Below are 14,275 nucleotides of genomic sequence, written 5' to 3'. Positions count from 1 at the left end.
CTTATATGAGTGGGACTGAAGTAATCGCGCCGACGCCTATGACCTTGCAGTTTAATCATACGCCAGCTCACGAAAGCGGGTACAGACAGACCCATGTTTTCTGGTCTCACGGTACGACCCACCAAGTCACTGCACGAATAGATTCGTGAGAAGTAGCTATCGTGGTCCCGCTCGTGGCGACGTTCGACAAGTCTTGCATATTTCACTGCAAAGATAGCGGAGTCTCGTTCAGAGGGTTCGTCATTGAGGACGCTGTATGGAGGCCCTCCGTCAATTCCCGTCATGATGGCATTCAATAGCTGCCGCACGTTCTTCGATTTCGAGCGACTGCGCCAGCGTGCGCTGTGTGCTAATCACATCGTAGAGCCAGAACGCGTCGGAAGCCGACGCGCTCGCGTATCCCGAACGACCTCTCCCTCGGCTGCCACTGCGATGTACACACCGGCTAACGCCCCGTTGGTGATCATCGCCTTGGAGCGGACGCCGTGCGCGTCGCCCCCTGAATAATTCGAAAGAACTGGAACAAACGTCAGCATCCAGGAGGCCCACGGTTCTTCCGCGTCAGGCTGTGTGTTCGGGCTTCCCATAAATACGTCGGGGCACACTGCTTTCCCCCTCCCCGAGCCTTAACGCACGATGTGACGTGGCCGGGAAATCGGAGACCGAGTCCAACAGACGAGTTGCAGCACCCTCTGCACTGTCCACGAACCAGAAGGTCCGACGTCGGCCTCGCGTCGCACCTACATATGCCAAACGATACGCCTCATCAAGCGCTGCCCTGTCGTACGTGTATTTCGCATCAAAGAGCCCACTGACCGCATAAATTCGGTTTCGCAATTTGTGAATCTGGTCATATGAGCAGTCCTCGACCATCACTGCAACCTCAGCTTGTAGCCCTTTCGCGCGGTGATAGGTATAAAACAGAATCCCTGTTTGTCCCTTCAGGAGCTTTTCGAGCTCGTCAATTACAGCGTTTGTCCGACTCATAACAATTACCTTGTTCTTATGAGACTTGGGCAACGACTTCACATACTTCAGTTGCCCTTCGATAAACGTAGCAATATCCCTCAGTTTCTCGTTCGTCAATTCGCCACACTTGTAGAGCTCCACACCATGGTCCCCGTCCTCTAGCGGCTGGGTCGCGATGCTTGACTTGATGGTCTTGTTCAAAACAGGAACAAGCAGGCGCTCGGCGTCTCGAATAATTGGCTCAACCGAACGGAAGTTCTCGACCATCTCTACCGTCAATGCTGGGCCGACCTGAGAATGCGTCGGAAAATGTCTATCGAACTTTATGAAGAAGTCCGGTGCGCTCCCTCGCCAGCCATAGATCGCCTGCCAGTCGTCACCGATCGCCATCAGGGTAGGAAATTTATCGGGATCTTCTGCGTCCGCGAGCTGGCGCTGGCATGACACCAACCAGTTGACAATCTGCGGTGAGATATCCTGAAATTCATCGATCACAAGATTCGTAAGAGGACGTAGCACATCAAGTGGGACTCGCGGTCCAGCCTCGCCCTGCTTCGTTGAGAGTAGCAGAAAGGCGTCATTGAATGTCATCAGCTTCTTTGACGACAGAAGGTGATTGAAATGTAACCAGTATCTTGGCAACGCCGAGCAGAAGTGGTACTCAAGTCCATAGTCGCGAAACGCCGGCATGTCGCCTATCGCATCGGGGACACGCATTCCCATACTTTCGATAAACGACGCCTGCATATAGAACGCTTCTGCAACGCTCGCGAACTTGATCTCGCCGTCCAGCTTCACATCAAAGACTGGAGCTCCAGCGACCGGCCGACTTCCCTCATTGAGCCATAGGCGCTCAAGCTTCAGCATTTCAAGGCGAGACCGTGTATTCACGTAACGGTAATCGCCGGCAAACGACACCGCGATGATGTTTCTCTTAACTTTCAAGGAAGCTCGGACAGCAAAGATCGTCCTTCCGGCTTCGTTGACAAGTTGTTCATCTGGCAAGAACATCTCCTCACGGTCTTTTTCCGTGAACTCTCCCAGGAACACAAAAACGCCGTGTTCAGTGCGCGCGTTTGCGTAGAAAGTCCTCCCGTCGCGCTTAAACGCCGGAAATGGTCCTTCTTCGATGTCCTCCGGCCACAATCCTCTTTCCCGGTAGCGAGTGTTGACCGTTTCGACAAGCTGTAGATCGCGGTCCGACGCTAACTTTAGTATATTGTCTTTGTACTCCTTATCATCATCCCGTTCCGCAGACGCGGCACGACTACATTCAATCCTGAGCATCTGTAGCACGTGGGTGCGGAACGTCTCGTCATTTGAAAATTGCTCCGTGTATGCCGCATTAATAAGTTCCAGTTGGTCATCATTGAGCTTCGCGGCGGACATTGGGTTATCGATGTCCTCATCTTCCTCAATCTGTCCGGCTGCACTCAGGCTGCTTTTTTTTGTTTTACCTAGGTTCTCGAAGAAACCTACGCCGAGGAAGACAGTTTTCGCCACGCGGAACAACGTTGAATGAAATGTCCTGACAAGGCGCTTCGCTTCATCGTCGTCAAGCTCGATTTCCCAATGCGGCAGCACCTTCATCAGGGTCTCTCGCAATTCGTCGCACGATGCGCGCGTGAATGAAACGACCGTGATTTCTTCTTTCCGTATCCGAAGATGCTTGAGCATGAAGGCAACACGCAGGACGAGCGTCGTTGACTTGCCCGATCCAGCACCTGCGATGACGCACGTGGCAGGATGCTTTGAAACTATCATCTCCCACTGCTTGTCGGTCGGCGCAGGAACCTTCTTTTGGGTCACCGCCAGCTCCACCTCACGGCGCATCTTTAGCTTTACGTCGGCCTCGAAGGCGAAGCTATGTGGCCCGTATACTGTCGGCTCCAGTGGGCGAGGCTTGGTCGCAGTCTGGCGATTTTCGATAACCCATACCTGGCGACCCGCCTCAAAACCTGCTATACGCCCTTCTGCCTCTCCCTCGGAATGCCCCTCCTTGTAGCCACTCGCATGTCCCGAGGCTTCCCCTTCCTGCTTACCTGAAGTCAGTCCTGCCTGATAGCCCTTCTGGTAGCCAGCTTGCCGGGCAGAACGTTGAATCTCCTCGATGTGTCGTGCAATGAGGCGAGCAATACAGTTTTCAGCAAAGCTCGAAACGCGTGTGACGATTTCCTCGAAATTCATTTCAACTCATAGCCCCGTAGTCATTCGCTCGCCCTATTTGATGTGCTGGCGATCGTCACCACAGATTCTACGGATTTTGACGACCTTGGGGCGATGTGGCAGCAGCAAGGAGTTGAATGCGGTCTCGGGCAGGATCCTGGGCGGCCAATGGGCAATTGTGGAGGAACCACCGAGCCCGCCAAAGAGGCTTCGTGCGAGGCAAACCAAGGAAGACTCCCAGTGCTCCTGCCGAGCCCGGCGTCATCTCGCCGGTGCCGACGAGCGCGACAGCCGATGCAAGTTCGATGAGGCGCCGGGCTCAGGCCGCTGCGCAGATGGACCGACTCCATCGACTCAAGCGAGAATGACCTGAGCGCATCGCGCGCGTGGTACTAGGCAACCGGTCACCGGTTCCCGATAGCGCACGAGCCGAGTCGGTGAGATCTCGCGCTCGGTCGTTTCATTTTTCCCGATTCGGTTACCGGATACGCTGTAAGACCTCGTGAATGCGTTATGCTTTGTCGTTGGAAATGGGCCTGCTTCCCGTGGTGGCAAGATGAACAGCGTCCATCGCAATGAACGCGGCATAGTCAAACATCTGTTTTGACCCCTAATATTCATCCCAGCGCGGCGCCTTCTGAATTCTCCGGCACGGCTCGTCACCGGCCGACAGGCTCCAACGGCCAAAACAAGAGTCGACACCCAAACCGTATCTTCCGTGCGAAAATTGTCGTAACTTGCATCGCCGCCTTGATCTCCGCTATGGATACCGTTGAACTTGAACCTCGGGTGTTGGATAACCACGCAGGCGTGGCCTTTTGGCTTACGCACCAAAATGGCCTCGCCGAATGCGTCATCACCATTGCAACACTGGAAGCGTATTTCTGGCTAGCGCCGGATGCCACGGACGCCCAAATCCTGAAAACCTTCCTGAACGGCTACGGCCGCATCCGTGCAATCGCGGAGCGCAAGCTGCTCGCACGCAGCGCAACCCGACTCGACCTGAATCCAAGCGATTTCGCGCGTGCTTGACACCGACGATGCGCGTGCTGGCGAACGCACGTCGCCAGAACCGCTTTAGGTAGTTGACCAATGCACGCGCTGTACCGCTTCGTAAGGTATGAACTCCGCTCTAGGTAGACGGCGACGTCCCGCCGCGAGAATGTTCCCGGCTGCATTGATGTCGCGATGATGATACGCGCCACACCCAAAGCAGCTCCATTCCCTTATTCCAAGACCTTCCAGACCCTTCGGGCCTGTGCGCCTTTTACGGCAGCTACAGGTCTGGATTGAATACGCCTCATCGATCTCATCGAACCGCGCGCCCGTGTCATCGCTTTTATATTGCAGCATGGTCCGGAACAGACTCCAGCCTGCATCAAGCACGGACTTCGCCATCCGCATCGTCGCTAGCGCCGCCTGCGAATCGCCTTGGTAAACCAGAACATTCCTGCTGCGCTGTCTACACCCGCCCTTCATCCCCGGCCTGAAGGCCCAAGTCTTCAGGCCATTTCCGGATAAACCCGTTCGCTCTACCTGTTTCCACTATCAACGGGAAACAGGATGTCAGAGCAAAACAATAGTAATTCGGCAGGCACACTTCGCACGCTTGAACTCTTCGCCGGTGTTGGCGGATTCCGTCTGGGACTTGAAGCAGTACAGGGAAGTCCATTTAAAATTGTCCTGAGCAATCAGTTCGAGCCTTCCAGAAAGAAACAGCACGCGAGCGAAATTTACCAGGCTCGCTGGCCTGGCTGCCCCCACATCAACGAGGATATTTTCAAAGTACTTGAGTCGGAAGCTGGAGCTCAAGCAATAGCCGATGCGTCCCCAGAAGTCGTCGTCGGCGGCTTTCCGTGTCAGGATTTTTCTATTGCGAAACCCCTATCAAAATCGCTAGGGCTCGCCGGAAAAAAGGGAGTGCTGTGGTGGGCCATCACTAAATTGCTTCAGCAACGTATAGAGGACGCTGAGCCTGTCAAATATTTGATTCTCGAGAATGTCGACCGACTGCTTTCAAGCCCTGCCTCATGCCGAGGCCGGGACTTTTCGGTCATCCTGTCCACCTTGTACTCTCTCGGGTACGCAGTCGAATGGCGCACCATCAACGCAGCAGAATACGGAAACGCCCAGCGTCGCCGACGCGTTTTCATTGTCGGGTATCACAAGTCCACCGACGTCTACCGTAAGTTAAAAAGCGAAGGTCTGGCGACCGACGGCTCTGGCTGGCTCCAACACACAATCCTCAATGAGGCGCTTCCTTGTGTCCCTCGAAATCCACTAGATGGCGTAGCGCCTGCTCTGAGTCTGCGTTCGGACCCGTTCGACGAGCAGTTGCGCTATCAGCCCCTATCGAGCGGGAAGTCGAGGTTTTCCAACTGTGGATTAATGCTCGACGGAGACGTAAGGACCTTCACCGTTGACGCGGCCGACATTGCTGACTTCAGCGAGTTCACGGGACACGCTCAGCCCCTGACCCTAGCGGACATCATAAGCAAGACCGGCCCGGTGCCGACAGCCTTTTATATCAAACCGAGAGACGAGGATAAGTGGCGCGCCGCCAAGGCAGCGAAAAGCGTCCCTCGAACAACGAATGGATTTACTTATAACTACTCTGAAGGCGCGATGTTGTTCCCGGACCCGCTCGACCGCCCCGCTCGAACTATCATTACGTCTGAAGGTGGCACGACTGCGACGCGAACAAAGCATGCCATCCGAGAGACTGGTGGCCTCATTCGACGCTTGGTTCCCGAGGAACTCGAAGCATTGAATGGATTTCCGCGTGGGTTCACAGCTCATCCTGGCGTGTCTGATGTGACGCGTGCGCTACTCATGGGCAACGCCCTGGTCGTACCACTTGTCCGTCGTATCGGCGAAGCCCTGTACAAAACGCACCTCAACAACCAGCACATTGCTGGCAACGATTAACCTATATTCCAACCGAGGCACACGATGCAAACAATGCGAGTCAACCAGAAAAAAGTCCGACGCCGAGCTCGACCAGGCATCGATGGACTTCATCAACGACTATGCCAAAGAGCTCGAGTATCCGTCCTCATTCTACGTACTCGCCGAGGACGTATTGACAAAACAGGATTTGCTCCAGGACGAATATTGTGTCGTCGTGAGGCTGCCGAGGCTCAAGGCCTCAGACCTTCCTGCGACAGATGCAAATTATGGTGCCTGCGTCATCACCAGCCCGGACGTCCGTCGAATGAGTAGTCTGATGCTTCGCAACACGTCCTTCGAATTGCCGAACCATGCGTTTGAAGCCTAGCGCTACTGGAGGCGAGAAATGGGCGCGCGTCGTATGCCAACTTCCACGTAGCTGTCTATCCCCTCACCCCACTAAAACGCTACACGCTCGAATGTGCGAATGCGACGTTTTCAGAGGCAACTTGTCTTGAGGTCACTGCGACTTCCTCGCGCCTCCCTATCAATGGATGCCTAGCTGAACAGCGCCCTGAAGAAATTGCTGGGTGCCCACACAGCGCTGTTGGAAAGTGATATTCAAACGCACAATTTTCCCGGCTGAGTCGCGGTCCAACTCGTCGACTGTGAATTTACCCTCGACTTCATTGCAAGCGCGGCCCGAACCGGAAAGCGAAAGCCCAGGCCTGCCATCATCCTGAAACGGATACCTCTGAGCGCGTTGATACGTCTTTGTCGCAAGTTTTTCATGCGTAGGTGCAGCGATATCGAGCTCCCAACCATCGTTCCCGTCGAATGTGATTTCAATACTCTGCATGTCAGGTTCGCTCACTTTTATCCAGGTTTTAGAGTTGGACATGTCGACCTTGTGGCCTCCGCTGATGAATTCACCAGCTGGTCCCTCGAATTTCAGGCTGCCGGATATCCGGCGGTCCGGCCTCCCACTCGCCTCGGTCGCGACGGATGCGGAAGGCGTGCAACAGATTGTTCCAGTTGCTCCTGTCGCCTGGCGAATATCCAGGTCCTGCATTGCATTGACGGTTGCCTGCCCAAGAAAAATGTCTTTGCTGTCCGGTCCGCTCACGTGTGTCACAGGCGGGCGGGTTTGCGCATCCAGTTGCGGCGACGTTATCCTGGAGACAAAGTCAGCAACCGATAGCCTGTTGTTCGACTTCCTCATCTCCTGGTCAACCAGATAAAGCCGGCGCGCGATCGGGCCCAACGAATCAGTTTCAGGGCTCGCTGGGTCAGGCGCCAGAGGCACCCTCGTGCCTGGCTCGGCGGAAAAAATGACAGGGTTCGGAGTATGAAATTCGTTCTGGAACCGAAGGATCGCAGCCACGGATGCGAGACTCTGTGAAGCCTGGCTGGTCAGCACCGGCGATTCGAAGGATCGTGCCTTTCCGTCGTAGCAGGTGTCAAGCAACAGGACGAATGGGATTTTCATCGACTCGAGCGTATCGACCAATTCACTCGCATAAATGGTGTGCTTCGCAAACTCTTCGATGTTCAGTCTCTCCATTGGACTCCCATATATAAAATCTCCGGGGACCGAAAAGTGATTCCACGCGACGCCTTCGGAGACACCGTGACCAGCGAAGTACACAACCAGCAGAGGCTTCGTCGGACGTCTGGTTCTTATCTGGCCGGCGACAGCCTTCAGTGCGGCGTAGAAGTCCCCCTTCGTGAGGTAATGGCCTTGGGCCGAAACCAACGTAACGCCCGACATCGCACCGTGCTGGAGAAGTATCTGTGACACGCGGCGTGCGCTTGAATTCGCCCCAGTCAGGTTCTCAAATCCGTGCTCGCCAGCCTTTGCCGGTGGAAAATAATAGGAAGACCCCGCTGCAAGAAAGAACACCTGGAAGGCCTGCTGGGCCCAGAGCCTTGCGCCGGGGAAAACTACCGCAGTCAACACTAGCGCAAAAAACACAATGCGACGGATCATTTCCCTGCTCCGCCCGGGGGTGCATCCCGGGCTATTGATGCCTTGCAGGCCTGCGCCAGCCTATCAGCCTTGATCTTAAGCGGCTTGCTGTCTTTGGACTGACCGGTTCCCGACCAACCCGATCGATAAGAGTCTGCCGCCCGATAAAAATCGCCCAAGGCGTCGGCCACATCACCGTCCTCTACAAAAATACTTTGCCCCCAGTAGGCCGCTACCAACTGCGAGACCAAGACGTCGAAGTTCTTCTGGTCGAGGTGGTCTGAATCTGTAGCAGCAGCTATTTTTCCTGCAACAGTAACGATAGATCGGTATGTGTCCAGCTTTTCGAGCCACAGCTTGCGATGAAATTCAATCTCATCTTTCTTCGTCAGAAGTTCGTTTTCAAGAACAACGCGGTTCCGTTCCCCGGCGTTAAATTGCCAGACGCCGACCAGAATGCCTGCAACCGTGATCACCGGTGCAAGCGCCGCAAGCCAGACGTCCCAGTTGCGCTTTTTATCCTCGTCCATTGCGGGCTAGTCCTCGTTGAGCTTGAACTCCTTGTCCACTACGGGGCGATTCTGGTCTGGCGGCTTTGTTCGCAGCCGCATCAAGCGGCGCCCTTGAGCATCCGTTTTAAATTGAAGCAGATACGGTGATGCACCATCACCGTCAATCTTAAGCAACGTATCTCCATCCTTGGTCGATACAGACCACTTTCGCTGGGTCGTTAGCAGATGGCCGTTCGTGCACCGCCTGATCGCGACCTGATGATTCTTCGAGAACGTATACGTCTCGCCACTGCTACATTCGTCGCCAGCGCCCATTGAAAGTACGATTCGCTGAAAGATCCACTCACGCGTAGAGCTGCCAGACAACAGCGTCGATGGGTCATCGTGAGCGATTGCGCCGGTCACGAATAGGCTGAGCCAACAGACTACGAACGCTCGAAGCATCTGCTCCATTTGTCGCGGCCTTTGCGGAGAACGGATATTGAATGGGCGCCTGAACCGCAACCGCACCAAGCGCAAATCCCGACTCATCGGGTATCGAAGCGCATGGTCGGTACTAGCACGATAGTAAAAACGGGGCTAAGAGCCAATCTTCCCAGGGTAAACAGCAGACTGGGCCTCTTGACCGTACTATCGAGAGCGGAGCCCGCGAAGAAGTAGCTGCGCATTTACTTGCCCTGACTACTGCCAGAGCCCGCAGCCGGGAGATTGCTTCTGCACATAGATTGGCCCAGACCTGAGCGTTCCGCCGCATTTGTACATATAGGACACGTGTCCCAGCACATCCTTCTTGGAATCCTCGTCCCTCCCCTTCGTCCCCGGAAACAGCTCGATCTCGCTATCTGGATGCCCAACCAGCCTGGCCGCCATCAGCTTGTCGCACTCCCTGACCGGATCGCTCCCACCGTCCATCCAGCCCGTACTGTCATGCCATTCCGTCTGGCTCCCCCACGATTCAATTCCATTTTCCCGGGCGCGGCAGCTCGCGTAGCAAGAATCCGCAAATATCACCGGCTTATCAAACCCAGCGCGCACGCTATGCTTTTTTAGCAGTGCAATTGCGGGTGCAATGGGTATCAGGTCATTGTTCTGCGATCCCGGTATCCCCCCTCCCTCAATCAGCGCGATCGCGAAGCCACCCTCATTGAAGACAGGTCCTCCACTGTTGCCGGGTGAGAGAAGACCGTCAGCCTTGTAAAATCCCAGCTGCGATGTCGTGTTGGTGATTGATATGGGAGACGGCGCAAGCCCTTCATTTTCTGGGAATCCCAGAGCAACAACACGATCCAGCACCTTCACCTCTTTGTCACTCACGGCAACGGAGTAACGGCACGTCGCCGATTGCGGTAACTGCCAAAGGGCAATGTCCGAGTTCTCGTCCGCATCACGAAAGGTGACAGGAAATTTGGTACCTGATTTCTGGCCGATCACGGCTACCAGCTGCTGACCGGCGAGCGGCTTTACATGATTGACCGTCAGTACATAGCCATCTTGAGAAACGATGAATCCAGATCCGTGGGTAACCATTTCTCCGGCACTATTCTCAACTTCGAGATACACAATAGCATGTGAGTTGATCGATACTATTTCACTTGGCGTTACACCAAATGCACCGGAACTTGTTACAAATAGCAATACGCGCAGGAGCCTCTTCACGGTTGTCACCTACAGTACCTGGATATACGTGTTTAAGCGCATGACGCACGGAACACGCTTGTTGCCGACAGTGCGACTCGTTTTCGTACTCCCTGTCGAAAATTCTTTCTCGCAAATAGTACTCGAGTGCCCTCCCGAACTCGTATTGCCACCTACTAGCACTACGTGTCCGCTTTCCGGAGGCGTCTTTACAAAGGCAACATGACCGAGACCCATCGTTTTTCCTGACAGGTCGTAACAGGTGAAGACAGCAAGGTCCCCGACTTTCGGCTCGGCCATTCTGTTAAATCCCTTTGCATCGAGGAAGGATTGCGACGCAGCGTTCTTGGTGCCCGGCCTTCCGTTGCGTTCGAGACACCAATTCGCAAATGCGGCGCACCAGGCAATCATGTCGTTGTTGGCTCTGGTCGTTGTCGCCGAAAAAAAGTCGACAACTAGTGGATTCCAGTTTGCGGGCGCGGGCCACTGAGATATAAGCTCTGAATCGTTTTGAGCGTACTTGTCAATGAAGTACTGTGCAATATCAATTGCCTTAGGCCCCATTGGCGCCTGATTGATCATCTCCAATGCTTTCTGCCGTTGCGCAGCTGTTGCCGGTTCATAGCCGAACGTCTCCGGTGCACCGATCGCACCGAACGGCGGAAACTTAAGATCAACGAATGTTTGATCAACATCGGCTTGAGCCGATACGTTGACGCTTGACAACATTGGAATTAAAGAGGCCACGAGAAACGTCCGCCGGTCAGTCATGGAAGCCTCCTGAATTGTTTTGAAGCAATATAGGAGTGTTGCATCCAACCAGCAAGGATTTCAGGTGCAACGTCCGAAACTGCTGCCCGCGTGGCTGATCTACGCGACCCAATGAACTTGTGGACTACATGCTGGTAAAGTAGTCGTCCGAATTCAGGCAATCTCGAAAACTCTTATTCATTGTGTTTAGTAACCATCGGTTACCCGTCGAAAAAGTAGGCATCGACTTGAACGTTGCAATCCTGTCGCCCTTCTTGCGCGATAGGATCTATCCGGCAATACCGACACTAGAACCAGGCGTAGGGCTAACGACTCCCAATCTTGCGTACGCGTCCACCTGCCCTGAGTGAAGTGCCGCTCGCGCTTTTTGCCGTGTCTGGCTATCGCTAATGCCGGCGGCAATTGTACAAACCGGAATCATTGAGGCGCGATGCACTTGGTTCGAGCGGCAACCATTCCGGCTGGTGGCGGAGAAACTCGATCGTCTGAAAGTCCAAAATCGGAAGCACGCTTGCCCGAACGCTTCGCCCAATGCGCAGCCTCGTCTTTGACGACTGGACCCGTAGCCAACGACGGATCGCGCAACGCGCTGAGCGAATTGTTAGTAAGCGAGGCTGCAGGAATGCCATCAATGTAGTACGCCACGTCTCTCGCAAGTCGATCCTCGGCCCACTGCGCACTAGCAGTGAAGTTCGCACTAATGGCGCGTCGCCTCTCTGCGGCAGTAAGCGACCGATTAAGCCTTTTCTCTGCGTCCCGAACCGCCGTCACGGCAGTGTTGGTCTTTTCCTGACGGACATCCATTTGTACCGCGCGATCAAAGAAGAATGCGTAATCAATTTCGGTTGGCTTCCAACCCTTCGACCAGTACGAACAATAGAAATCCGCGATCGCCTCGAAGATGCCGGATGTCCCCTTGTCACCCATGACAGTGTCGTAGATATCCCGCACATCCCGGTTTGCGCCAAGTGCAGCGAATCCGCTTTGCCAGGTCGTGCTCCTGCCTGGTGACGCCTTCACTTCAGCCACCTGCGATTCCAGGGAAGACGTCTTCCGGGTATTTGAGAAAAGCCTTACTGCCTGTGCTTCGCTTCCAAAGCTTTGATCAATCAGGTGCGGGAACCGCTGGTCGACAAGCAGGAGAATTGCCTGTACCTGCTGCGCCTGCCCTGCAGTCGCGCCCAAAGGTCCCCAGGTAAGAATTCCAGGATCGGTCGTTCCAGTATTAAATTCAATATCGACGTAGTCCGTGGATTCGTAAGAAAGCGTCATCGTATGCGCCCGTGATATTGCGTCCGGTAACGCAACATCGGGTGCGACGATGCGCCAGAAGCCGGACGACACGGCACCTCCTCGCGCTGGATCCGTCGCCGCTATAGACGTCCGAAAATCCGGACAGGCGCTTAGCTTTGCAATTACCAGCGCGGTTTTTGACCCAAATGTTCCGTCGGCAAATCTGGCATCGTTGGCGATCGTTAGGCCACATTTCTTGGCAGCCGGCAAAAGATGTTGCTGGAAGTCCGCGAGGGAGCCGAACCGGCCGTCCCGGATAGTCTGATCGCCCGAGATGCGAAAAAGGACTATCGAGCCGTCCGGCACCGTTTCTGCATCAGCGCAACCAACGACTGCGTTCAAGGACATCAACTGGACAACGGTCAATAGTGCGGAACGAAACATAAGGTCCTCTGACGAGTGTGCTTAGTACAGCAATCGTGAACCCAATCGACGTCTCACAGATCCACAACCGATACGTCATCGCGCTGTGTCGACAATGGCGAATCGGCTCACAAAAGCTCAATGAGCGAACCATCTCCGGGACGCCCAACAGTTAATCCTCTGTGATGTTTTCCTTATAACTTCAGGAGTCGTAGGACCGATTAAACTCAGGATTGCGGCACTTCCAGAATTCCGCTACGGGTGGTCTGTGCCCGCGCGATTAGTCGACGGGTCGCATGGTTGCTTATAGTTCCGCCCTCCGCAAGCGACCATCTTCGCCACCACCTGACCAATTCCGGACGCGGTCGTCCGGGCCAGATACTCGGTGTGCGCGCTATATGGGTTTTCAAATGAGAACAGATATGACCAGTCGTTCGATACCAGAACATCCGAAAAATGGATGTTGTCGACCGTTCCACAAGTTTGTCCATCCTTGCAGACAGAGGAACGGAGCGTATAGGAAAACAGGTCGTTCGGGTCCGAAAATGCGACCACCCATCTGGGGGCAAGAACACCGACTTCATTGTTCGCGGCACCTTGTGACTGACGTAGCGTTGAGGTCGGCACACCACCTGATGTCGAAAGCTTGAGGATATCGATTACAGGATTCACGGCCGGTGTCACATCCTTCGGAACCTGTGCCTGCTCGGCGCCATCCGGAGCGGCGCCGAGGGCCCCTTGCGCGCTGGACGTTCGATCGGCGAGCGACAGGATTGGCATCTGATTGGCCGCCATGAACACTTCGATTGGTCGCTGGAGCGCTGTCGCAAATCCATGGAGGTTGGCTTTGCCACATGAATTTGCTGTATTGCTCAATGTGTCGTACAGCATTTTGCTTCCCAGACTTTCCGTCAGGAAGATGAGGGGCGCTTGCCCCTTGTTGCCCGGCGCAATTTCCACGGCTGCATGCTCACCACACAGATCATTTTGATTGCCGAACAGCACCCAGCTGATCCCTCGCCGAATCGCAGACTGGATCTTTTGTTTGCCTACGTCACCAGCGTAGAAAACAGCATCTGCGAGGCAGTTATCCAGCAGTGTTTCTTTCAGGAACCGATTCGCCCAGACACGCTTGCCAGTCGTCACCTCACCCGCGCTCTGGCAGCTTGCATTTCCACCACTGACATCGTAACAAAGCGCTTTTTTTGCTTCCTCAGAAATCGGACTCCATAGAATCGAGAACGTATTCACCGTAAGTCCGAATCCGGTCATTTTCGCAGTATAAAGTTGAGCTTCATGAGATGACTGCTCAGGATTTGATGAGTCTCCCAAAGGTATGGGTGGCCCAATATCTTCCAGCGTCATGTTCAGTGCCTGTGCGAGTTCCTTATTGGTAGTTGTGACCCAATCCTCACTATGGGTGCACATGCCGTGCACAAGAATCACGTCAGCGCTTGTGGTTCCGGGAATACGAAGCGCATCATGAATTCCCGGGAAGTCAGACACTTCTGGGTTCATCTTCGGCGTCCGATAGGGTGCAGCGCATGCTGCCAGAATGGCGCACAGCCAAAGAATCGACACATGTTGAACAAGGCGAATTTTCACAAGATCTCCTCGCGTGGTCCGATCCAATGAACCAACTTCGAACTCTCCCCGATACATCCATCGACTGCACGCAAGATCCGTTTTCCCCTACGACTGTTGACCT

At 54.5% G+C, this 14,275-nt stretch carries 11 protein-coding genes; 3 read left to right on the top strand and 8 right to left on the bottom strand.

All coding sequences use genetic code 11. From position 1 onward, the window contains the following. Window positions 1–561: 561 nt before the first annotated feature. Window positions 562–3,156 carry a UvrD-helicase domain-containing protein gene (locus tag ACFSNN_RS27340; RefSeq protein WP_134465160.1) on the bottom strand — a complete coding sequence of 865 codons (2,595 nt, stop codon included), beginning with the start codon at window positions 3,154–3,156 and terminating at the stop codon, window positions 562–564. A 741-nt stretch (window positions 3,157–3,897) separates the two neighbouring features. Here ACFSNN_RS27340 and ACFSNN_RS27335 point away from each other — a divergent pair. Further along, window positions 3,898–4,167 (top strand): DUF1488 family protein, encoded by a 270-nt coding sequence (locus tag ACFSNN_RS27335; protein WP_134465161.1) that lies wholly within the window; start codon window positions 3,898–3,900, stop codon window positions 4,165–4,167. Between the two features lie 45 nt (window positions 4,168–4,212). Here the strand turns inward: ACFSNN_RS27335 and ACFSNN_RS27330 are convergent, their stop codons facing one another. Next, complete coding sequence (locus ACFSNN_RS27330) at window positions 4,213–4,533, bottom strand: zinc ribbon domain-containing protein (RefSeq protein ID WP_208949595.1); 321 nt, start codon at window positions 4,531–4,533, stop codon at window positions 4,213–4,215. A gap of 165 nt (window positions 4,534–4,698) precedes the next feature. Here ACFSNN_RS27330 and dcm point away from each other — a divergent pair, with 165 nt between their 5' ends. Next, the gene (gene dcm / locus ACFSNN_RS27325; protein ID WP_134465162.1) at window positions 4,699–6,063 is read left to right on the top strand and encodes a DNA (cytosine-5-)-methyltransferase; all 1,365 of its coding nucleotides are present in this window, start codon (window positions 4,699–4,701) and stop codon (window positions 6,061–6,063) included. 82 nt (window positions 6,064–6,145) lie between these two features. Further along, window positions 6,146–6,412 carry a hypothetical protein gene (locus ACFSNN_RS27320; RefSeq protein WP_134465163.1) on the top strand — a complete coding sequence of 89 codons (267 nt, stop codon included), beginning with the start codon at window positions 6,146–6,148 and terminating at the stop codon, window positions 6,410–6,412. Window positions 6,413–6,571: 159 nt separating this feature from the next. Here ACFSNN_RS27320 and ACFSNN_RS27315 read toward each other — a convergent pair whose 3' ends face one another. The 6 genes from ACFSNN_RS27315 to ACFSNN_RS27290 all read right to left on the bottom strand — a co-directional run bounded on the left by ACFSNN_RS27315 (window position 6,572) and on the right by ACFSNN_RS27290 (window position 14,172). After that, the gene (locus tag ACFSNN_RS27315) at window positions 6,572–8,014 is read right to left on the bottom strand and encodes a hypothetical protein (protein WP_377688995.1); all 1,443 of its coding nucleotides are present in this window, start codon (window positions 8,012–8,014) and stop codon (window positions 6,572–6,574) included. After that, the gene (locus tag ACFSNN_RS27310; RefSeq protein WP_377688996.1) at window positions 8,011–8,523 is read right to left on the bottom strand and encodes a hypothetical protein; all 513 of its coding nucleotides are present in this window, start codon (window positions 8,521–8,523) and stop codon (window positions 8,011–8,013) included. The genes ACFSNN_RS27315 and ACFSNN_RS27310 overlap by 4 nt, the downstream gene beginning before the upstream one ends. A 663-nt stretch (window positions 8,524–9,186) precedes the next feature. Continuing rightward, the gene (locus ACFSNN_RS27305; RefSeq protein WP_134465166.1) at window positions 9,187–10,161 is read right to left on the bottom strand and encodes a S1 family peptidase; all 975 of its coding nucleotides are present in this window, start codon (window positions 10,159–10,161) and stop codon (window positions 9,187–9,189) included. A 9-nt stretch (window positions 10,162–10,170) separates the two neighbouring features. Further along, complete coding sequence (locus ACFSNN_RS27300; RefSeq protein ID WP_134465167.1) at window positions 10,171–10,911, bottom strand: CHAP domain-containing protein; 741 nt, start codon at window positions 10,909–10,911, stop codon at window positions 10,171–10,173. 417 nt (window positions 10,912–11,328) lie between these two features. Then, on the bottom strand, window positions 11,329–12,588 hold the full coding sequence (locus ACFSNN_RS27295) for a hypothetical protein (protein ID WP_134465168.1): 1,260 nt from the start codon (window positions 12,586–12,588) through the stop codon (window positions 11,329–11,331). A gap of 234 nt (window positions 12,589–12,822) precedes the next feature. Further along, the gene (locus tag ACFSNN_RS27290; protein ID WP_134465169.1) at window positions 12,823–14,172 is read right to left on the bottom strand and encodes a hypothetical protein; all 1,350 of its coding nucleotides are present in this window, start codon (window positions 14,170–14,172) and stop codon (window positions 12,823–12,825) included. Between the last annotated feature and the right edge of the window lie 103 nt (window positions 14,173–14,275).

This window comes from Paraburkholderia dipogonis (assembly GCF_042680985.1).
Taxonomy (GTDB): domain Bacteria; phylum Pseudomonadota; class Gammaproteobacteria; order Burkholderiales; family Burkholderiaceae; genus Paraburkholderia; species Paraburkholderia phytofirmans.
The sequence above is the reverse complement of the archived record's forward strand: the minus strand, read 5'-3'. Positions and strand labels throughout refer to the sequence as shown.